The organism is Agrococcus sp. UYP10, assembly GCF_040547205.1.
GTDB lineage: Bacteria > Actinomycetota > Actinomycetes > Actinomycetales > Microbacteriaceae > Agrococcus > Agrococcus jenensis.
Genome location: NZ_JBEPPG010000001.1, coordinates 2,451,841 through 2,471,751, shown reverse-complemented (window position 1 = coordinate 2,471,751; position 19,911 = coordinate 2,451,841). Strand labels below are relative to the sequence as shown.

Here is a 19,911-nt window from a genome sequence, read left to right as displayed (position 1 = left end):
CTCCCTCACTATGCTGGGGGCGTCGCAATCGTCCGCCCCGCAAGCGGCTCCGTGCCGCCAGATGAAGGAGCCTCCTTGGCATTCGAATGGACCACCACCGACCAGCAGGCCGTCGACACGGCCCGAGTCCTCGCGGCGGACGCCGTCGAGAAGGTCGGCAACGGACACCCCGGTACGGCGATGAGCCTCGCGCCGGTCGCGCACCTGCTGTTCCAGAAGGTGATGGACCGCGACCCGGCCGACGACCGCTGGCTGGGCCGCGACCGCTTCATCCTCTCCGTCGGCCACTCGTCGCTGACGCAGTACATCCAGCTCTACCTGACCGGCTCGGGCCTCGAGAAGGGTGACCTCGAGTCGCTCCGCACCTGGGGCTCGCTCACCCCCGGCCACCCGGAGTACGGCCACACCAAGGGTGTCGAGATCACGACCGGCCCGCTCGGCCAGGGCCTCGCGTCCGCCGTCGGCTTCGCCTACGCGCAGCGCTTCGAGCGCGAGCTCCTCGACCCGTCGACGCCCGACGGCGAGAGCCCGTTCGACCACTACACCTACGTCATCGCCGGCGACGGCGACCTGCAGGAGGGCGTCACGAGCGAGGCGGGCTCCCTCGCGGGCCACCAGGAGCTCGGCCGCCTCATCGCGATCTACGACTCCAACGCCATCTCGATCGAGGACGACGTCAACATCGCCTTCACCGAGGACGTCAAGGGCCGCTACGAGGCCTACGGCTGGCAGGTGCTCGAGGTGTCGTGGCGCCAGGGCGACGACCCCACCTCCCCCGAGTACGTCGAGGACGTCGAGGCGCTGCACGACGCGATCGCGCAGGCGCAGGCCGAGACCGCGAAGCCGAGCCTCATCATCCTCAAGACCATCATCGGCTGGCCCGCCCCCAAGAAGCAGGGCACCGGCAAGATCCACGGCTCGAAGCTCGGCGGCGAGGAGGTCGCGGCGCTCAAGGAGGTGCTCGGCTTCGACCCCGAGCAGTCGTTCCAGGTCGACGACGCCGTGCTCGAGTACACGCGCGGCAACGCCGCCGAGCGCGCCGCGGCTGCCCGCAGCGCGTGGCAGCAGCGCTTCGACGCGTGGGCCGAGGCCAACGCCGACAAGAAGGCGCTGCTCGACCGCCTGCTCTCGGGCGCGCTGCCCGAGGGCGTCGAGGACGCGCTCCCGGTCTTCGAGGCCGGCACCGAGGTGTCGACCCGCGCGGCGTCCGGCAAGGTGCTCAACGCGCTCGCCGACGTCATCCCCGAGCTGTGGGGCGGCTCCGCCGACCTCGCCGAGTCGAACAACACGACGCTCGAGGGCAAGGGCTCCTTCGCGCCCTCGCAGCACGCGACGAAGGCCTGGCCGAACGCCTCCGCCGCCGGCCGCACGCTGCACTTCGGCATCCGCGAGCACGCGATGGCATCGATCCTCAACGGCATCGTGCTGCACGGCCCGACCCGCCCCTACGGCGGCACCTTCCTCATCTTCAGCGACTACCAGCGCCCCGCGCTGCGCCTCGCCGCGCTGATGGGCGTGCACCCGATCCACGTCTGGACGCACGACTCCGTCGCGCTCGGCGAGGACGGCCCGACGCACCAGCCGATCGAGCAGCTCGCGACGCTCCGCGCCATCCCCGGCTTCGAGGTCGTCCGCCCGTCGGACGCGAACGAGACCGCCTGGGCGTGGAAGACGATCCTCGAGCGCCGCGACCAGCCGGTCGGCATCGCGCTCACGCGCCAGAACCTGCCGGTGCTCGAGCGCGGCGACGGCGCGGCCGAGGGCGACACCCTCGCGCACGCGTCGAACGTCGCCAAGGGCGCCTACGTGCTGGCCGAGGCGACCGGCGGCACCCCCGAGGTGCTGCTCATCGCGACCGGCTCCGAGGTGCAGCTCGCCCTCGCCGCCCGCGAGCAGCTGCAGGCGGACGGCGTCGCCGCCCGCGTCGTCGCGGCGCCCTCGCTCGAGTGGTTCGCCGAGCAGCCGGCCGAGTACCGCGAGTCGGTGCTGCCCGCGGCCGTGCGCGCTCGCGTCTCGGTCGAGGCGGGATCCGCGCTCACCTGGCACGGCATCGTCGGCGACGCCGGCCGCACCATCGGCATCGACCACTTCGGCGCGAGCGCCGACTGGCAGACGCTCTTCCGCGAGTTCGGCTTCACGGTCGAGGCCGTGGTCGAGGCTGCTCGCGCATCCATCGAAGCTGCCCGCTGAGCGGGCGAGGAGGCACCATGAACGAGAACACGAAGGCACTCAGCGACGCCGGCGTCAGCATCTGGCTCGACGACCTCTCGAGCGAGCGGCTCACGAGCGGCTCGCTCGCCGCCCTCATCGAGGAGCGCAACGTCGTGGGCGTCACGACGAACCCGACGATCTTCGCCAACGCGATCGCCGCCGGCGACTCGTACGAGGCCGCGGTCGTCGAGCTCGCCGGCGAGGGCGCGACCGTCGACCAGGTCATCACCGCGCTCACGACGAAGGACGTCGCCGACGCGTGCGACCTGTTCGAGCCCGTCTACCGGGCGACGAACGGCCGCGACGGCCGCGTCTCGATCGAGGTCGAGCCCGGCCTCGCGCGTGACACCGATGGCACGATCGCGCAGGCCGCGATGCTCCACGAGCGGGTCGGCCGCGAGAACGTGCTCATCAAGATCCCCGCGACCCAGCAGGGCCTCGAGGCGATCGCCGCGACGATCGGCGCGGGCATCAGCGTCAACGTCACGCTGATCTTCTCGCTCGACCGCTACCGCGACGTGATGAACGCCTACCTCACGGGTCTCGAGCGCGCGCAGCAGGCGGGTCTCGACCTGTCGAAGATCCACTCCGTCGCATCCTTCTTCGTGTCGCGCGTCGACGCCGAGATCGACAAGCGGCTCGACGCGATCGGCACCGACGAGGCGACCGCGCTCAAGGGCAAGGCCGGGCTCGCGAACGCCCGCCTCGCGTACCGCGCGTGGCAGGAGACCTTCGCGACCGAGCGCGCGCTGACGCTGCTCGAGGCCGGCGCCAACACGCAGCGGCCGCTGTGGGCGTCGACCGGCGTCAAGGACCCGTCGCTGCCCGACACGCTCTACGTCACCGAGCTCGTCGCGCCGCAGACGGTCAACACGATGCCCGAGAAGACGCTCGAGGCGCTCGCCGACCACGGCCGCGTCACCGGCGACACCGTCACCGGCACCGCCGACGAGTCCAACGCGGTGCTCGACGCGCTCGACGCGCTCGGCGTCTCGTACGTCGAGGTCGTCGAGCTGCTCGAGACCGAGGGGCTCGACAAGTTCGACGCCTCGTGGGCCGAGCTCGTCGAGACCGTGCAGGGCCACCTCGACCAGGCGGGAGCGGAGCGATGACCTTCACGATCACCGCGTCCGGTGCCGCGCACGAGGCGATCGAGCGGGTCGTGCCGCAGCTCGTCGCCGACGGCGTCGCTGGCCGCCTGGTCGCGGGCGACGCCACCCTCTGGGGCGAGGCCGCGGAGGCCGAGGCGTCGATCCGGCTCGGCTGGGTCGAGGCCGCCACCGAGACCCGCGGGCTCGTCGACGACATCGAGGCGCTGCGCAAGCAGCTGCGCCTCCGCGGCGTCGACCGCATCGCGCTCGCCGGCATGGGCGGCTCGTCGCTCGCGCCCGAGGTCATCACGCGCACCGAGGGCGTGAACCTCACGGTGCTCGACTCGACCGAGCCCGACCAGGTGCGCCGCGCGCTGCGCGACGGCCTGCAGCGGACGGCGCTCGTCGTCTCGTCGAAGTCGGGCTCGACGCTCGAGACCGACAGCCAGCGCCGCGCGTTCGAGGCCGCCTACCGCGAGGCGGGCATCGACCCCGTCGAGCGCATCATCGTCGTCACCGACCCGGGCTCGCCGCTCGACGGCGACGCACGCGCCGCCGGCTACCGGGTCTTCAACGCCGACCCCAACGTGGGCGGCCGCTACTCGGCGCTCACCGCCTTCGGCATCGTGCCCTCCGGGCTCGCGGGCGTCGACGTGCGCGAGCTGCTCGACGAGGCGATCGCCGCCCTGCCCGAGATCAGCGAGGACGCCGACGACAACCCCGGGCTCATGCTCGCGGCCGCGATCGCCGGCACCCGGCCGCTGCGCGACAAGCTCGGCATCGTCACCGACGGCACGCACATCGTCGGCCTCGGGGAATGGGCCGAGCAGCTCATCGCCGAGTCGACCGGCAAGGACGGGGTCGGCGTGCTGCCGGTCGTGCTCGAGAAGGATGCCCCGGAGCTCGCGGCGGACGTCCCCGACCTCCAAATCGTGCGGCTCGTCGGCTCCGCGCGCGAGGCCCGCGAGGTCGCGCACGGCGAGGTGGAGGTGGCCGGCACGCTCGGCGCGCAGCTGCTCGTGTGGGAGTTCGCGACCGCCGTCGCGGGCCGCCTGCTCGGCATCAACCCGTTCGACCAGCCCGACGTCGAGTCGGCGAAGATCGCGGCGCGCGGCCTGCTCGACGACCTCGCCCCCGCCGCGGAGCCCGTGGCCGTGGACGCCGGCATCGAGATCCGCGGCACGCAGGACGTCGCGCTCGACTCGCTCGAGGCATCCGTCGACGCGCTGCTCGCGCAGCTCGGCGACGGCGGATACCTCGCGGTGCACGCCTACCTCGACCGCATCGGCCAGCCCCGCTTCGAGCGGCTGCGCGCGGCGTTCGCCGCCCGCACCGGTCGCCCGGTGACGTTCGGCTGGGGCCCGCGCTTCCTGCACTCGACCGGGCAGTACCACAAGGGCGGCACGCCGAACGGCGTCTTCCTGCAGCTGCTCGGCCAGCCGCACGAGGACCTCGAGATCCCCGGCCGGCCGTTCACCTTCGGGCAGCTCATCCAGGCGCAGGCCTCCGGCGACGCGAGCGTGCTCGCCGAGCACGGCCGGCCCGTGCTGACGCTGACGCTCGACGACCTCGACGAGGGCCTCGACCGGCTCCTCGCCCTCACCGGACGATGACCGACGTGACGACCGGGGCCGCCGTGGCGGCCCCGGTCGCTCCCGGCGCGAGCATCGCCGCGGGCCGCAACCCGCTGCGCGACGCCTCCGACCACCGCCTCACGCGCATCCCCGGCCCGAACGCCATGACGTTCTTCGGCGTCACCGGCGACCTCGCGCGCAAGAAGCTGCTGCCGGCCGTCTACGACCTGTCGAACCGCGGCCTCCTGCCGCCCGGCTTCGGGCTCGTCGGCTTCGGCCGCCGCGACTGGACGCACGAGCAGTTCGCCGAGGTCGTGCGCGAGGCCGTGCAGCAGCACGCCCGCACGCCCTTCCGCGAGGCCGCCTGGCGGCAGCTCGCCGAGGGCATCCGCTTCGTCGAGGGCGACTTCGACGACGACGACGCCTTCGACCGGCTGGCCGACGTGCTCGCCGAGCTCGACGAGACGCGCGGCACGATGGGCAACCACGCCTTCTACCTCTCGATCCCGCCCAACGCCTTCCCGCTCGTGACCCAGCAGCTGAAGCGCTCGGGGCTCGCCGAGTCGGAGGACGGCCGCTGGCGCCGCGTCGTGATCGAGAAGCCCTTCGGCCACGACCTCGCCTCCGCCCGCGAGCTCAACGCGGTCGTCGAGTCGGTGTTCCCCGCCGACAGCGTCTTCCGCATCGACCACTACCTCGGCAAGGAGACGGTCCAGAACATCCTCGCGCTGCGGTTCGCCAACGCGCTGTGGGAGCCGATCTGGAACGCCAACCACATCGACCACGTGCAGATCACGATGGCCGAGGACATCGGCGTCGGCGGCCGCGCCGGGTACTACGACGGCATCGGCGCCGCGCGCGACGTCATCCAGAACCACCTGCTGCAGCTCTTCGCGCTCACCGCGATGGAGGAGCCGGTCTCGTTCGACGCGCGCGACCTGCGCGTCGAGAAGGAGAAGGTGCTGCGCGCCGCGCGCGTGCCCCTCCCCCTCGAGGCGTCGACGGCCCGCGGGCAGTACGACGCCGGTTGGCACGGCGGCGCGCACGTCAAGGGCTTCCTGCAGGAGGAGGGCATGCGTCCCGACTCCGCCACCGAGACGTATGCGGCGATCAAGCTCGAGGTCGACACGCGCCGCTGGGCGGGCGTGCCCTTCTACCTGCGCGCGGGCAAGCGCCTCGGCCGCAGGGTGACCGAGATCGCGATCGTCTTCAAGCGCGCCTCGCAGTACCTCTTCGACGCCTCCGACATGCGCACGATGGGCGAGAACGCGCTCGTGATCCGCGTGCAGCCCGACGAGGGCGTGTCGATGCGGTTCGGCTCGAAGGTGCCGGGCCCGGGGATGCACGTGCGCGACGTGACGATGGACTTCGGCTACGGCCACGCGTTCACCGAGGAGAGCCCGGAGGCCTACGAGCGCCTCATCCTCGACGTGCTGCTCGGCGACCCGCCGCTCTTCCCGCGCCACGAGGAGGTCGAGCTCTCCTGGAAGATCCTCGACCCGATCGAGGAGCACTGGGAGGCGGAGGGCGGCCCGATCGAGCAGTACCAGCCCGGCTCCTGGGGGCCGCAGAGCGCGAATGCGCTGCTCGGGCACGACGGCAGGCACTGGAGGCGACCGTGATCATCCGACTCTCTCGCACCACCACCGCCGAGGTGCAGCGGCGCATGCTCGAGATCCGCGACGAGGGCGGCGTGGTCGCCCTCGGACGCGTGCTCACGCTCGTCGTGCACACGCAGATCGGCGCCGAGGAGGAGGCGATCCGCGCCGCGAACGCGGCCTCGCGCGAGCACCCGATGCGCGTCATCGTCGTCTCGCGCAACCCCGACCGGGTGAGCGCCAAGGAGGAGCCGCGCCTCGACGCGGAGCTGCGGGTCGGCGCCGACGCGGGCGCGAGCGAGGTCGTGCTGCTGCAGTGCTACGGCGAGCTCGGCTCGCACCTGCTCGGCATCGTGCAGGGCCTGCTGCTGCCGGATGCGCCGGTCGTCGCCTGGTGGCCGTCGTTCATGCCCGACCGCCCCTCGGGCGCGCAGCTGGGGCAGATCGCCCAGCGGCGCATCACCGACTCCGGCAAGCAGAAGGATCCGCGCGGCGCGATCCTGTCGCTCGCCGCCTGCTACGCACCCGGCGACACCGACCTCGCGTGGACGCGCCTGACGAACTGGCGGGGTCACCTGGCCGCGCTGCTCGACCAGCCGCCGTACGAGGCGGTGCGCTCCGGGCTCGTCTCGGGCGACCTCTCGAACCCGAGCGTGCACCTCATGGCCGCGTGGCTCGAGCTGCGGCTCGGCATCGAGGTCGAGAAGGTGGAGGCGGGCGACACCCCGGTGGGCTCGAGCGGCCTGCACGCGGTCGAGCTGCGCCGCGAGACCGGCGACTCGTCGCTCACGCGCGTGCGCGACTCCGTCGGCGTGCTCGAGCAGCCGGGGCAGCCGTCGCACCACGTCGCGCTCTCGACGCGGGGGCTCGAGGATCAGCTCGCGGAGGAGCTGCGCAAGCTCGACGCCGACGACATGTACCGCCAGGTGCTCGTCTCGACCCTCGAGGGCCGCTGATGCGCGCCATCGTCGAGGGCGACCGCGCGGCGCTCGTCGCCGCGACGGCCGATCGCCTGACGGCGCTGATCGCCGAGCTGATCGCCGAGCGCGGCGGCGCCGTCATCGCGCTCACCGGCGGCAGCGTCGGCATCGAGCTGCTCAGCGCGCTCGCCGACCGCGACATCGACTGGGAGCACGTCGTCGTCACCTGGAGCGACGAGCGCTTCGTCGAGGCAGGCTCGCCCGACCGCAACGCGCGCCAGGCGCGGGAGGCGCTGCTCGACCGGGTGCCGATCCCCGCGGGCAGCGTGCTCGAGCTGCCGGCTGCCGACGGCGCGTCGCTCGACGCCGCGGCCGCGGCGGCCACCGAGCTGCTCGCCGGCGTGGGCGCCATCGACCTGACGCTGCTCGGCATGGGGCCCGACGCGCACGTCGCGTCGCTCTTCCCCGGGCTGCCGGGCGTGCGCGACACCGGCAGCCGGGTGATCGCGGTGCGCGACTCCCCCAAGCCGCCGCCCGAGCGGCTCAGCTTCACGCTCGAGGCGATCAACGCCTCCGACCGGGTCTGGCTCATCGTCGCCGGCGCCGACAAGGCCGACGCCGTCGCGCTCGCCTCGAGCGGCGCGAGCGCCGACGAGGCGCCGGCCGGCGCCGTGCACGGCCGGCTCGAGACGCTCATGCTGCTCGACGAGGACGCGGCCGCCCGCCTGTAGCGGCCCAGGGCGCTCCTCTGCGGATGAGTGGTCACTCCCGCAGGTGAGTGGTCACTCCCGCAGGTGAGTGGTCACTCCCGCGGGTGAGTGGTCACTCCCGCAGGTGAGTGGTCACTCCCGCAGGTGAGTGGTCACTCCCGCGGGTGAGTGGTCACTCCCGCGGGTGAGTGGTCACTCCCGCAGCTGAGTGCTCACTCCCGCAGGTGAGTGGTCACTCCGTACATCAGTCGCACATCCGAGCAGGAACGGGTTCACAGGATGCCGTGACGCACCCACCTTCCGCACCTGCCGCTGACGTCCCGGATACGGGATGCACGCACAGCATCCAAGGCAAGCCGGCAACGTCGGTGACCACTCACACGCGGGATCGACCACTCACACGCGGGATCGACCACTCACACGCGGGATCGACCACTCACACGCGGGATCGACCACTCACGCGCGGGATCGACCACTCACGCGCGGGACTGACCACTCACGCGCGGGACTGACCACTCGCCTGCGCCGTGCCCCGACAGACGCGAAGCGGCCGCCCTCGTGAGAGGGCGGCCGCTTCGGCGTTCGGGTCGTGCGTCAGCCACGGCCTTCCGACGAGCGCAGCTTCTGCAGCGCCTCGTCGAGGAGCGAGACCGCCTCCTCGGGGGTGCGGCGCTCCTTCACGTACGCGAGGTGCGTCTTGTACGGCTCGTTCTTCGCCACCTGGGGCGGGTTCTCCTTGTCGCGACCGGCGGGCAGGCCGGTCGACGGGGAGTCGATCACCTCGGGGATCTCGTCCTCGGGGAGGTCGGCCGCGAAGTAGCGCACCGTCTCGTTGCCCATCGCGTCCCAGTAGGAGATGGCCACGCGCTCGGCGTGGAAGCCTCGGTCCTGCTCGCCCATGGGGCCCGCGCCGACGCGGGAGCCACGGATCGCACTGCCGCCGGACGCCATCAGATGCCCGCGAACTTGGTGATGAGGCCGAGCACGACGATCGACGAGAGCCACGCGAGGCTCACGACGACCGTGATCGTGTTGAGGTTGCGCTCAGCGACGCCCGACGAGCCGAGCGACGAGCCGACGCCGCCGCCGAACATGTCGGACAGGCCGCCGCCGCGCCCCTTGTGCAGCAGGATGAACAGCGTCAGCAGCACGGATGTGACGCCGAGGATCACCTGCATGATGATCTGGAGAATCTCCACTAGCCCTCTTTCCGGATGCGCGGCACCCGCATCGGCTGCGGGTCCACGAGAAGTCCAACGAGCATCCTACCGCAGCGATGCCCGGCCGCCCGATTCCGGCGCGAGCCGATCAGGTGCCGACGTGCTGCTGGAACCGGCTGATCGCGGCGAACTCCGCCGCGTCGAGGCTCGCGCCGCCGACGAGCGCGCCGTCGACGTCGGGCTCGCGCATGAAGCCGGCGATGTTGCCCGACTTCACGCTGCCGCCGTAGAGGATGCGGGTCGCGGCTGCCGCCTCGTCGCCGCGGACCTCCGCGATCGCCTGCCGGAGCGCCTGGCACACCTGCTGCGCCTGCTCGGCCGTGGCGGCCTGGCCGGAGCCGATCGCCCAGACGGGCTCGTACGCGACGACGATGTCGCCGGTCGCGGGCAGCTCGGCGAGCACGTCGCGCAGCTGCTGGACGGGCACCGCCGAGGCGCCGTGCTGCTCGAGGTCCTCCGCAGTCTCGCCGACGCAGATGACCGGGGTCACGCCGTGGCGGAGCGCGGCGGCGGCCTTGCGGCCCACGATCGCGTCGGTCTCGCCGTGGTGCTGCCGGCGCTCGGAGTGGCCGACGATCGCGTACGAGCACTCGAGCTTCGCGAGCATCGCGGCCGACACCTCGCCGGTGTGCGCGCCCGAGTCGTGCTCCGACACGTCCTGCGCGCCGAAGCGGAGCTCGAAGCGCTCCGCGGAGATGAGCGTCTGCACGCTGCGGAGGTCGGTGAACGGCGGGAACACCGCGACCTCGACCGCCGCGTGGTCGTGCTTCGCGTCCTGCAGCGTCCACGCGAGCTTCTGCACGAGCGCGATCGCCTGCAGGTGGTCCTGGTGCAGCTTCCAGTTGCCCGCGATCAGCGGGATGCGGTTCGCCATCATCGTCCTTCCCAACCCAGTGCTTCCAGTCCCGGCAGCGCCGCGCCCTCGAGGAACTCGAGGCTCGCGCCGCCGCCGGTCGAGATGTGCCCGAACGCGCTGTCGTCGAAGCCGAGCTGGCGCACGGCCGCGGCGGAGTCGCCACCGCCGACGACGGCCAGGCCGTCGACCTCGGTGAGCGCCTGCGCGATGGCCTTGGTACCGGCCGCGAAGGCCTCCATCTCGAACACGCCCATCGGGCCGTTCCAGAAGACCGTGCGCGCACCTCGGATGGCCTCCGCGAAGGCGGCGGCCGAGTCGGGACCGATGTCGAGGCCGATGCCGGCGTCGCCGAAGCGCGAGCCCGCGATCGCGTCGGCCGCGACCGTCTCGTGCTCGGCATCCGCGGCGAACGCGGCCGCGACGACCACGTCGGTCGGCAGCAGCAGCTCGACGCCCAGCTCCTCGGCCTGCGCGAGGTAGCCCCGCACGCGATCGAGCTGGTCGGCCTCGAGCAGGCTCGAGGCGACCTCGTGCCCCTGCGCCTTGAGGAACGTGAAGAGCATGCCGCCGCCGATGAGCAGCCGGTCGACGCGCGGCAGCAGGTGCTCGATGACGCCGAGCTTGTCGCTCACCTTCGAGCCGCCGAGCACGACCGCGTACGGGCGCTCCGGGGTCTCGGTGAGCCGCGACAGCACCGTGAGCTCTCGCTCGACGAGCAGGCCGGCGGCGCTCGGGAGCACCTGGGCGATCTCGACGACGCTCGCCTGGGCTCGGTGGACGACGCCGAAGCCGTCCGAGACGAACGCGTCAGCCCCCGCGGCGAGCTCCGCGGCGAACGAGGCGCGCTCCGCTGCGTCGTCGCTCGTCTCGCGGGGGTCGAAGCGCAGGTTCTCGAGCAGCGCGAGCTGCCCGTCCTGCAGGGCGATCCGCACGCGGTGAGCGTCCTCCCCCACCGTGTCGGCCGCGAACGCGACCTCCGCGTCGAGCAGCTCGCCGAGCCGTCGGGCGACGGGGGCGAGCGAGTACTTCGCCTCCGGCGCGCCCTTGGGGCGGCCGAGGTGCGACATCGCCACCACCTTCGCGCCCTGCTGGAGCAGGGCACGAAGGGTGGGCAGCGACGCGACGATGCGGCCCTCGTCGGTGATCTCGCCGTCCTGCAGCGGCACGTTGAAGTCGCAGCGGATCAGGACGGTGCGGCCCGAGAGGTCGCCGAGGGAGTCGAGCGTGCGGATCGCCATGGGGATCAGAGCTTCGAGCCCACGAGTGCCGCGAGGTCGACCAGGCGGCAGGAGTAGCCCCACTCGTTGTCGTACCAGCTCGAGATCTTGACCTGGTCGCCCATCACCTTGGTGAGGCCGGAGTCGTAGATCGACGAGAACGGGTTGCCGACGATGTCCGACGAGACGATCGGCTCGTCGGTGTACTGCAGGTAGCCCTTGAGCGGACCCGACTCTGCCGCGGCGCGGTAGGCCGCGTTGATCTCGTCGACCGTGAGGCCGTCGCGCGTCTGCACCGTCAGGTCGGTGATCGAGCCGGTCGGGACCGGCACGCGCAGCGCGTAGCCGTCGAGCAGGCCGTTGAGCTCCGGGAGCACGAGGCCGATGGCCTTCGCGGCGCCGGTCGAGGTCGGGATGATCGACAGCGCGGCAGCGCGGGCGCGGCGCAGGTCCTCGTGCGGGCCGTCCTGGAGGTTCTGGTCGGCCGTGTAGGCGTGGATCGTGGTCATGAGGCCGCGCTCGATGCCGAACGACTCGTGGAAGACCTTGGCGAGCGGCGCGAGGCAGTTCGTCGTGCACGACGCGTTCGAGATGACGTGGTCGTTCTCGGGGTCGTACTGGTCGTGGTTCACGCCCATCACGAACGTGGGGGCCGGGCCCTTCGCGGGTGCCGAGAGGATGACCTTCTTCGCGCCGGCGGTGAGGTGCGCCGAGGCGTCCTCCACCTTCGTGAAGCGGCCGGTCGACTCGATCACGACGTCGACGTCGAGGTCGCCCCACGGGAGCTTCGAGGGGTCGCGCTCGGCGAAGCCGCGGAACTGGTCGTCGCCGACCCGGATCGAGCCCTCGTCGGCGACCACCTCGGCGCCGAGGACGCCGGCGACCGAGTCGTACTTGAGCAGGTGGGCGAGGGTCTTGTTGTCGGTGAGATCGTTGACCGCGACGACGTCGATGTCAGCGCCCTGGGCAAGCGCTGCGCGGACGAAGTTGCGGCCGATGCGGCCGAAGCCGTTGATGGCGACCTTCAGAGTCATGGGAGGGGTTCCTGACTGTCGGGGTGGGAAGGGCCCCGGGCGGTGCCCGGGGCCCCGGTCACGTGGTGACGATGGGGGTCAGCGGAGGATGAGGCCGGAGGTCTGGGCCTTGGCCGCGTCGAAGCGGGCCTGCGCATCCTGCCAGTTGACGATGTTCCAGAACGCCTTGACGTAGTCCGCCTTGACGTTGAGGTAGTCGAGGTAGAAGGCGTGCTCCCACATGTCGAGCATGAGGATGGGGTGCGTGCCGACCGGGATGTTGCCCTGCTGGTCGAACAGCTGGAAGATGTTCAGCCGCGAGCCGACCGAGTCCCAGGCGAGCACGGACCAGCCGGAGCCCTGGATGGCCGTGGCGTTCTGGCTGAAGTGGCTCTGGAACTTGCCGAAGCCGCCGAAGAACTCGCCGATCGCGGCCTGCAGCTCGCCCTCGGGCTCACCGCCGCCGTCGCCCGACAGGTTGTTCCAGAAGACGGTGTGGTTCGTGTGCCCGCCGAGGTGGAACGCGAGGTCCTTCTCGAGCTTGTTGACGGCGCCGAAGTCGTCCGCGTCGCGCGCGGCCTCGAGCTTCTCGAGCGCGGTGTTCGCGCCGTCGACGTACGTCTTGTGGTGCTTGTCGTGGTGGAGCTCCATGATCTTCGCGGAGATGTGGGGCTCGAGCGCCGCGTAGTCGTACGGCAGCTCCGGAAGGGTGTAGACGGCCATGGCTGGCTCTCCTCTCTGGCGCGCCGGGCGCACCGGTGGGTCGTTCCGATCCTAGCCACCGCCGCGATGCCGCGGGCTGGGCGCGGAGTCAGTCGTCGATGTCGTCGGGGACTGCTGCCTCGGTGTCGGGGATGCCGCGATCCTGGGCGGCGCGGTCGGCCATCGCGAGCAGGCGGCGGATGCGCCCCGCGACCGCGTCCTTCGTCATCGTCGGGCTCGCGAGGTGGCCGAGCTCGTCGAGGCTCGCATCGCGGTGCTCGAGCCGCAGCCTGCCCGCGTAGGACAGGTGGTCCGGCACCTCGTCGCCGAGGATCTCGAGCGCGCGCTCGATGCGCGCGCACGCCGCGACGGCCGCCTGCGCGCTGCGGCGCAGGTTCGCGTCGTCGAAGTTGACGAGCCGGTTCGCCGTCGCGCGCACCTCGCGGCGCTGGCGCAGCTCCGCCCACGCCTGCACCGTCTCGTGCGCGCCCATCGTCGTGAGCATGCGCGAGATCGGCTCGCCCTCGCGGATCACCACGCGGTGCGCGCCGCGCACCTCGCGCGACTTCGCGGGCACGCCGAGGCGGCCGGCCGCACCCACGAGCGCCATCGCGGCCTCGTTGCCGGGGCAGGCGACCTCGAGCGCGGCGGAGCGACCCGGGTCGGAGAGCGTGCCCTGCGCGAGGAACGCGCCGCGCCAGATGCCGGCGAGGTCCTCGAGCGAGCCGGTGGTCACCTTGTTCGGCAGCCCGCGCACCGGGCGGCGTCGCGCGTCCATGAGACCGGTCTGGCGGGCGAGCGTCTCGCCCTCGGCGATCACGCGCACGAGGTAGGCGCCCGACGTGCGGTTCGACGACGACGAGATCTTCGCGATCTCCGCGCGCACGCCGTACAGCTCGAGGATGCTCTTGGCGAGCCGGCGCGCGACCGCGGCGGAGTCGAGCTCGCTCTCGACGGCCACGCGGCTCGAGATCACGTGCAGCCCGCCGGCGAAGCGCAGCAGCGTCGCGACCTCCGCCGCCTTCGTCTGGGGTCGCGTCACGCGCACGCGCGCGAGCTCCTCCTTGACGTCGTCGGTCAGTGTCACGCCGGCTCCTCTCGTCATTCGCGCCCCAGGTCTCGATGCTTCACGGCGACCCGCAGCCCCGGCCGGCCGGAGAGGCGCTTCGCCAGGTGCTCGGCCATCGCGACCGAGCGGTGCTTGCCGCCGGTGCAGCCCACGCCGAGCACGGCGTGCAGCTTGTTCTCGCGCGCGAACCCCTCGAGCACGGGCGCGAGCGCCTCGAGGTAGCGGTCCGCGAACTCCGTCGCCCCCTGCTGGTGCAGCACGTACTCGGAGACGACCGACTCGGTGCCGTCGTGGCCGCGCAGCTCGGGCATCCAGAACGGGTTCGGCAGGAAGCGCATGTCGGCGATCAGGTCGGCGTCGACGGGCAGCCCGTACTTGAAGCCGAAGCTCATCACGGTGAGGGTCACCTCGAGCTCGCCGCCGGGCGCGAAGCGCTCACCCACGCGCCGCGTCAGCTGGTGCGGGTTGAGGCCGGTCGTGTCGAGCAGCTCGTCGGCCATGCCGCGCAGCGGCTCGAGGCGCGTGCGCTCGGTGCGGATGCCGTCGAGGATCGTGCCGTCGCCCTGCAGCGGGTGCGGCCTGCGCACCTGCTCGTAGCGGCGCACGAGCTCGGCGTCGCTCGCCTCGAGGAACAGCACGCGCACGGTCTGCTCGGCGCGCAGCATCTCGACGAAGCGCTTCGCGTCGTCGAAGAGGGCGCCACCGCGCACGTCGACGACGATCGCGAGCTTCGGCTCGGTCGAGGCGCCGGTCGCGGCGGTGCGCACGAGCGCCTTCAGCATGGTGGGCGGGAGGTTGTCGACCACGAACCAGCCGAGGTCCTCGAGCGCGTTCGCGACGGTCGTCCGCCCTGCGCCGGACATGCCGGTGATGATGACGATCTCTCTGGCGTTCACGCTTCCGGTTCCTGTCGCTGGGCTGCTCCCTCCATCGTATCGGCACCGCTCGCGTCGCCAGCCAGGGCCCGTGCGATGGTCAGGGCGAGCGCCGGGCCGACGCCGGCGACCTCGCGCAGCTGCTCCGGGCTCGCCTCGCGCACGCGCTTCGCGGACCCGAAGTGCTTGAGCAGCGCGCGCACGCGGTTCGGGCCGAGGCCCGGGATGCCGCTCAGCTGCGACTCGATCGCGCTCGAGCGCTTCTGCCGCTGGTAGCCGATCGCCACCCGGTGGGCCTCGTCGCGCAGCCGCTGCACGAGGTAGAGCGCCTCGCTCGAGCGCGGCAGGATGACCGGGAACTCCTCGCCGGGCAGCCACAGCTCCTCGAGCCGCTTCGCGATGCCGGCGAGCGCGACGCCGCGCACCCCCGCCTCGTCGAGCGCGCGCTTCGCGGCCTGCACCTGCGGCCGGCCGCCGTCGACGAGCAGCAGCTGCGGCGCGTACGCGAAGCGCGAGCCGGTGTCGTCGGGGTCGCCGTCGACGAGGTAGCGCGCCCTGCGCGTCATCACCTGGTAGATCGAGTCGGTGTCGTCGGTCGTCTGCGCGATCGCGAAGCGCCGGTACTGGTCCTTGCGCGGCAGCCCGTCCTCGAACACGACCATCGAGGCGACCACGCCGGTGCCGCCGAGGTGCGAGACGTCGAAGCACTCGATGCGCAGCGGCGCCTCCGCCATGCCGAGCGCCTCCTGCAGGTCGGCGAGCGCCTGCGAGCGGGTGACGTAGTCGCTCGTGCGCTTCGTGCGCGAGACCTGCAGCGCGTGCGCGGCGTTCACCGCGGCGGAGTCGGCGAGGCGCCGCTTCTCGCCCCGCTGCGGCACCCGCACCGCGACGCGACCGCTCAGGCCGTGGTCGGCGCGCCGGTCGGTCAGCCACGCCTCCACCTCGGCGACGCTGTCGGGCTGCTTGGGCAGCAGCACCTCCCGCGCGGGCGGGTCGCCGCCGTCGTAGGCGATGCGCAGCACCTGGGTCGCGAGCTCGCCCTCGGTCAGGTCGATCTCGGTGTCGACGACCCACGACTTCGTGCCGCGGATGCGGCCGCCGCGCACGACGAACAGGTGCACGGCCGCGCTCAGCTCGTCGTGCACGAGCCCGAGCACGTCGGCGTCGACGCGGTCCGACAGCACGACGCTCGTGCGCTCGAGCACCGACTCGAGCGCGACGAGCTGGTCGCGCAGGCGCGCGGCGCGCTCGAACTCGAGCCGGGCGCTCGCGCGCTGCATCTCGTCGCGCACGCGGTCGACGAAGTCCTGGTCGCCGCCGTTCATGAAGCCGACGAGGTCGTTCGCGGTCGCGCGGTGCTCGGCGAGCGTGACCCGGCCGACGCACGGCGCCGAGCACTTGCCGATGTCGCCGAGCAGGCACGGCCTGCCGGTGCGCTCGGCGCGGTCGTAGATCGACTGGCTGCACGAGCGCATCGGGAACGCCTTGAGCAGCAGGTCGAGCGTCTCGCGGATGGCCCAGACCTTCGTGTACGGGCCGAAGTAGCGCGCGCCGCGGATGCCGCGATTGCGCGTGATGAGCGCGCGGGGCACGTCGTCGCCCATCGTCACCGCCAGGTACGGGTACGACTTGTCGTCCCGGAACTGCACGTTGAACGGCGGCTCGTACTCCTTGATCCAGGTGAACTCGAGCTGCAGCGCCTCGAACTCGCTCGCGACGATCGTCCACTCGACGCGCACCGCGGTGAGCACCATCCTGCGGGTGCGCTCGTGCAGCGCCTCGAGCGGCTGGAAGTAGTTCGAGAGCCGCTGGCGCAGGTTCTTCGCCTTGCCGACGTAGAGCACGCGCTCGTGCTCGTCGCGGAAGCGGTACACGCCCGGCGCGGTCGGGATGGTGCCCGGCGCGGGCTTGTACGGCACCGTGCGCGAGGTGCGCCCCGCGCTCATCGGACTCCCGCGCCCAGCATCTCCTTGAGGAAGCTGCCGGTGTAGCTCTCTGGCACCTCCGCGAGCTCCTCGGGCGTGCCGGTCGCGACGATCGTGCCGCCGCCGGAGCCGCCCTCGGGGCCGAGGTCGATCACCCAGTCGGCCGACTTGATGACGTCGAGCGAGTGCTCGATCGTCAGCACGGTGTTGCCCTTCTCGACGAGCCCGTCGAGCACCTCGAGCAGCTTGCGCACGTCGTCGAAGTGCAGACCCGTGGTGGGCTCGTCGAGCACGTAGATCGCGCGGCCCGACGTGCGGCGCTGGAGCTCGGTCGCGAGCTTCACGCGCTGCGCCTCGCCGCCCGAGAGCGTCGTGGCGGACTGCCCGAGCCGCACGTAGCCGAGGCCGACGTCGACGAGCGTCTTGAGGTAGCGGTGGATCGACGAGATGGGCGCGAAGAACTCCGCGGCCTCCTCGATCGGCATCTGCAGCACCTCGGCGATCGACTTGCCCTTGTAGTGCACCGAGAGCGTGTCGCGGTTGTAGCGCGCGCCGTGGCACACCTCGCACTCGACGTAGACGTCGGGCAGGAAGTTCATCTCGATCTTGAGCGTGCCGTCGCCCTGGCACGCCTCGCAGCGGCCGCCCTTGACGTTGAACGAGAAGCGCCCCGCGAGGTAGCCGCGCGCCTTCGCCTCGGCCGTGTCGGCGAACAGGTTGCGGATCTTGTCGAACACGCCGGTGTAGGTGGCCGGGTTCGAGCGCGGGGTGCGCCCGATCGGCCCCTGGTCGACGTGGATGACCTTGTCGAGGTGGTGGAGCCCGGTGACGCGCGTGTGCTTCGCCGGCACCTGCCGGGCGCCGTTGAGCGCGTTGGCGAGCACCTTGTGCAGGATGTCGTTGACGAGCGTCGACTTGCCGGAGCCCGAGACGCCGGTCACCGCGACGAAGACGCCGAGCGGGAAGTCGACGGTCACGTTCTGCAGGTTGTTGGCGCGCGCGCCCTCGACCCGCAGCATCCGCTCGGGGTCGATCGGCCGGCGCTGCGACGGCGTCGGGATCGTCTCGCGGCCCGAGAGGTAGGCGCCGGTGAGCGACGTCGGGTGCTCGAGCAGCGACTCGTAGCTGCCGGAGTGCACGACCTCGCCGCCGCGCTCCCCCGCGCCCGGGCCGATGTCGACGACCCAGTCGGCGGTGCGGATGGTGTCCTCGTCATGCTCGACGACGATGAGCGTGTTGCCGAGGTCGCGGAGCGCCTCGAGGGTGCCGATGAGCTTGCGGTTGTCGCGCTGGTGGAGGCCGATCGACGGCTCGTCGAGCACGTAGAGCACGCCGGTGAGGCCCGCGCCGATCTGCGTCGCGAGCCGGATGCGCTGCGCCTCGCCGCCCGAGAGCGTCGCGGCCGCGCGCGAGAGCGACAGGTAGCCGAGGCCGACGCGGATGAGGAAGTCGAGCCGGGCGCGGATCTCGCGCAGCACGGCGGCGGCGATCGTCGACTCGCGCTCGTCGAGCTCCAGGTCGCGCATGAAGGCGTGCGCGGCGTCGAGGCTCAGGTCGGAGACGTGGGCGATCGAGCTGCCGTGCACGAGCACGCTGAGCACCTCGGGGCGCAGGCGCGCGCCGCCGCACTCGGGGCACGGCACCTCGCGCAGGAACTCGCCGTGCTTCGAGCGCACCCAGTCGCTGTCGGCCTCCGCGTGCTTGCGCTGGATGTAGGGCATGACGCCCTCGTAGCCGGACGCGTACTTCAGCTGGCGGCCGTAGCGGTTGCGCCACTGCACCATGACGTTGCCGTCGGTGCCGTACAGCACGACCTTGCGCGCATCCGGGTCGAGGTCCTGCCACGGGGTGTCGAGCGAGAACTGCAGCTCGCTCGCGAGGCCCGTGAGCAGCCGCTCGAAGTAGGTGTAGAGGCCCTTGCCCGACTGCGTCCAGGGCAGCAGCGCCCCCTCGCGGATCGAGAGCGCCTCGTCGGCGATCACGAGGTCGGGGTCGGCCGCCATGCGGGTGCCGATGCCGTTGCACTCGGGGCACGCGCCGAACGGGGCGTTGAACGAGAACGTGCGCGGCTCGATCTCGGTGAGCGCGACGGGGTGCCGGTTCGGGCAGGAGAGCTTCTCGCTGAAGATGCGGCGGCGGTCCTCGGCGTCGTCGTCGAGGTCGACGTAGTCGATCGTCACGAGCCCGTCGGCGAGCCGCAGGGCGGTCTCGAGCGAGTCGGTGAGGCGCGAGAGCATGCCGGGCTCGGCGACCAGGCGGTCGACGACGACGGAGATGTCGTGCTTGAGCTGCTTCTTGAGCGCCGGCGCCTCAGCGAGCTGCACGAGCTCGCCGTCGATGATGGCGCGCGAGTAGCCGGTCGCCACGAGGTTGCGCAGCAGGTCGGCGAACTCGCCCTTCTTCTGCTGCACGACGGGCGCGAGGATCTGGAAGCGCGTGCGCTCGGGCAGCTCCATGAGCTCGTCGGCGATCTGCTGCACCGTCTGGCGCTGGATGCGCTCGCCGCACACCGGGCAGTGGGGCACGCCGATGCGCGCCCACAGCAGGCGCATGTAGTCGTGCACCTCGGTGATGGTGCCGACCGTCGAGCGCGGGTTGCGGTTCGTCGACTTCTGGTCGATCGAGACGGCGGGGCTCAGGCCCTCGATGAAGTCGACGTCGGGTCGGTCGACCTGGCCGAGGAACTGGCGCGCGTAGGCGGAGAGCGACTCGACGTAGCGGCGCTGGCCCTCGGCGAAGATCGTGTCGAACGCGAGCGACGACTTGCCCGATCCGGACAGGCCCGTGAACACCACGAGGGAGTCGCGCGGGATGCGCAGGTCGACGTCCTTGAGGTTGTGCTCGCGGGCGCCGCGGACGTGCAGCTCTGCGCTGTTCGAGATCGTGGATGTCACCTGTCGAGTCTACGAGCGGCCACTGACACGCGGGCC

General features: G+C 72.0%; 16 protein-coding genes. 6 read left to right on the top strand and 10 right to left on the bottom strand.

Annotated features, from left to right (window positions below):
• Nucleotides 1–75: 75 nt before the first annotated feature.
• The 6 genes from tkt to pgl are packed head-to-tail and all read left to right on the top strand — an operon-like array spanning nt 76 to nt 8,125.
• Nucleotides 76–2,190, top strand: coding sequence for a transketolase (gene tkt / locus ABIB37_RS12100; RefSeq protein ID WP_354260692.1), 2,115 nt, complete (start codon nt 76–78; stop codon nt 2,188–2,190).
• Between the two features lie 17 nt (nt 2,191–2,207).
• Nucleotides 2,208–3,323 carry a transaldolase gene (gene tal, locus ABIB37_RS12095; protein WP_354260690.1) on the top strand — a complete coding sequence of 372 codons (1,116 nt, stop codon included), beginning with the start codon at nt 2,208–2,210 and terminating at the stop codon, nt 3,321–3,323.
• The gene (locus tag ABIB37_RS12090) at nt 3,320–4,915 is read left to right on the top strand and encodes a glucose-6-phosphate isomerase (RefSeq protein WP_354260688.1); all 1,596 of its coding nucleotides are present in this window, start codon (nt 3,320–3,322) and stop codon (nt 4,913–4,915) included. Before tal ends, ABIB37_RS12090 begins: the two co-directional genes overlap by 4 nt.
• Before the next feature lie 53 nt (nt 4,916–4,968).
• The gene (gene zwf / locus ABIB37_RS12085) at nt 4,969–6,498 is read left to right on the top strand and encodes a glucose-6-phosphate dehydrogenase (RefSeq protein ID WP_354261618.1); all 1,530 of its coding nucleotides are present in this window, start codon (nt 4,969–4,971) and stop codon (nt 6,496–6,498) included.
• Nucleotides 6,495–7,430 carry a glucose-6-phosphate dehydrogenase assembly protein OpcA gene (locus ABIB37_RS12080; RefSeq protein ID WP_354260686.1) on the top strand — a complete coding sequence of 312 codons (936 nt, stop codon included), beginning with the start codon at nt 6,495–6,497 and terminating at the stop codon, nt 7,428–7,430. The genes zwf and ABIB37_RS12080 overlap by 4 nt, the downstream gene beginning before the upstream one ends.
• Complete coding sequence (gene pgl / locus ABIB37_RS12075; protein ID WP_354260684.1) at nt 7,430–8,125, top strand: 6-phosphogluconolactonase; 696 nt, start codon at nt 7,430–7,432, stop codon at nt 8,123–8,125. The genes ABIB37_RS12080 and pgl overlap by 1 nt, the downstream gene beginning before the upstream one ends.
• Nucleotides 8,126–8,698: 573 nt before the next feature.
• Here the strand turns inward: pgl and ABIB37_RS12070 are convergent.
• The 10 genes from ABIB37_RS12070 to uvrA form a co-directional block, all read right to left on the bottom strand.
• Nucleotides 8,699–9,055: an RNA polymerase-binding protein RbpA gene (locus tag ABIB37_RS12070; protein WP_123697926.1), complete on the bottom strand. Its 357-nt coding sequence runs from the start codon at nt 9,053–9,055 to the stop codon at nt 8,699–8,701.
• The gene (gene secG, locus ABIB37_RS12065) at nt 9,055–9,303 is read right to left on the bottom strand and encodes a preprotein translocase subunit SecG (RefSeq protein WP_123697927.1); all 249 of its coding nucleotides are present in this window, start codon (nt 9,301–9,303) and stop codon (nt 9,055–9,057) included. Before secG ends, ABIB37_RS12070 begins: the two co-directional genes overlap by 1 nt.
• Nucleotides 9,304–9,412: 109 nt before the next feature.
• Nucleotides 9,413–10,198, bottom strand: coding sequence for a triose-phosphate isomerase (gene tpiA, locus ABIB37_RS12060; RefSeq protein ID WP_354260681.1), 786 nt, complete (start codon nt 10,196–10,198; stop codon nt 9,413–9,415).
• A complete protein-coding gene (locus ABIB37_RS12055) occupies nt 10,198–11,418 on the bottom strand; it encodes a phosphoglycerate kinase (protein ID WP_354260679.1) in 1,221 nt (406 codons plus the stop codon). The genes tpiA and ABIB37_RS12055 overlap by 1 nt, the downstream gene beginning before the upstream one ends.
• A 5-nt stretch (nt 11,419–11,423) precedes the next feature.
• Nucleotides 11,424–12,431 (bottom strand): type I glyceraldehyde-3-phosphate dehydrogenase, encoded by a 1,008-nt coding sequence (gene gap / locus ABIB37_RS12050; protein WP_354260677.1) that lies wholly within the window; start codon nt 12,429–12,431, stop codon nt 11,424–11,426.
• A 78-nt stretch (nt 12,432–12,509) separates the two neighbouring features.
• Nucleotides 12,510–13,133 (bottom strand): superoxide dismutase, encoded by a 624-nt coding sequence (locus ABIB37_RS12045; protein ID WP_123697931.1) that lies wholly within the window; start codon nt 13,131–13,133, stop codon nt 12,510–12,512.
• Nucleotides 13,134–13,221: 88 nt separating this feature from the next.
• Nucleotides 13,222–14,199, bottom strand: a complete 978-nt coding sequence (gene whiA / locus ABIB37_RS12040) for a DNA-binding protein WhiA (RefSeq protein ID WP_354260675.1) — start codon at nt 14,197–14,199, stop codon at nt 13,222–13,224.
• A gap of 14 nt (nt 14,200–14,213) precedes the next feature.
• The gene (gene rapZ, locus ABIB37_RS12035) at nt 14,214–15,077 is read right to left on the bottom strand and encodes an RNase adapter RapZ (protein ID WP_354260673.1); all 864 of its coding nucleotides are present in this window, start codon (nt 15,075–15,077) and stop codon (nt 14,214–14,216) included.
• Nucleotides 15,074–17,002, bottom strand: coding sequence for an excinuclease ABC subunit UvrC (gene uvrC / locus ABIB37_RS12030; protein ID WP_354260671.1), 1,929 nt, complete (start codon nt 17,000–17,002; stop codon nt 15,074–15,076). Before uvrC ends, rapZ begins: the two co-directional genes overlap by 4 nt.
• Nucleotides 16,999–19,875: an excinuclease ABC subunit UvrA gene (uvrA, locus tag ABIB37_RS12025; protein WP_354260669.1), complete on the bottom strand. Its 2,877-nt coding sequence runs from the start codon at nt 19,873–19,875 to the stop codon at nt 16,999–17,001. Before uvrA ends, uvrC begins: the two co-directional genes overlap by 4 nt.
• Nucleotides 19,876–19,911: the final 36 nt, after the last annotated feature.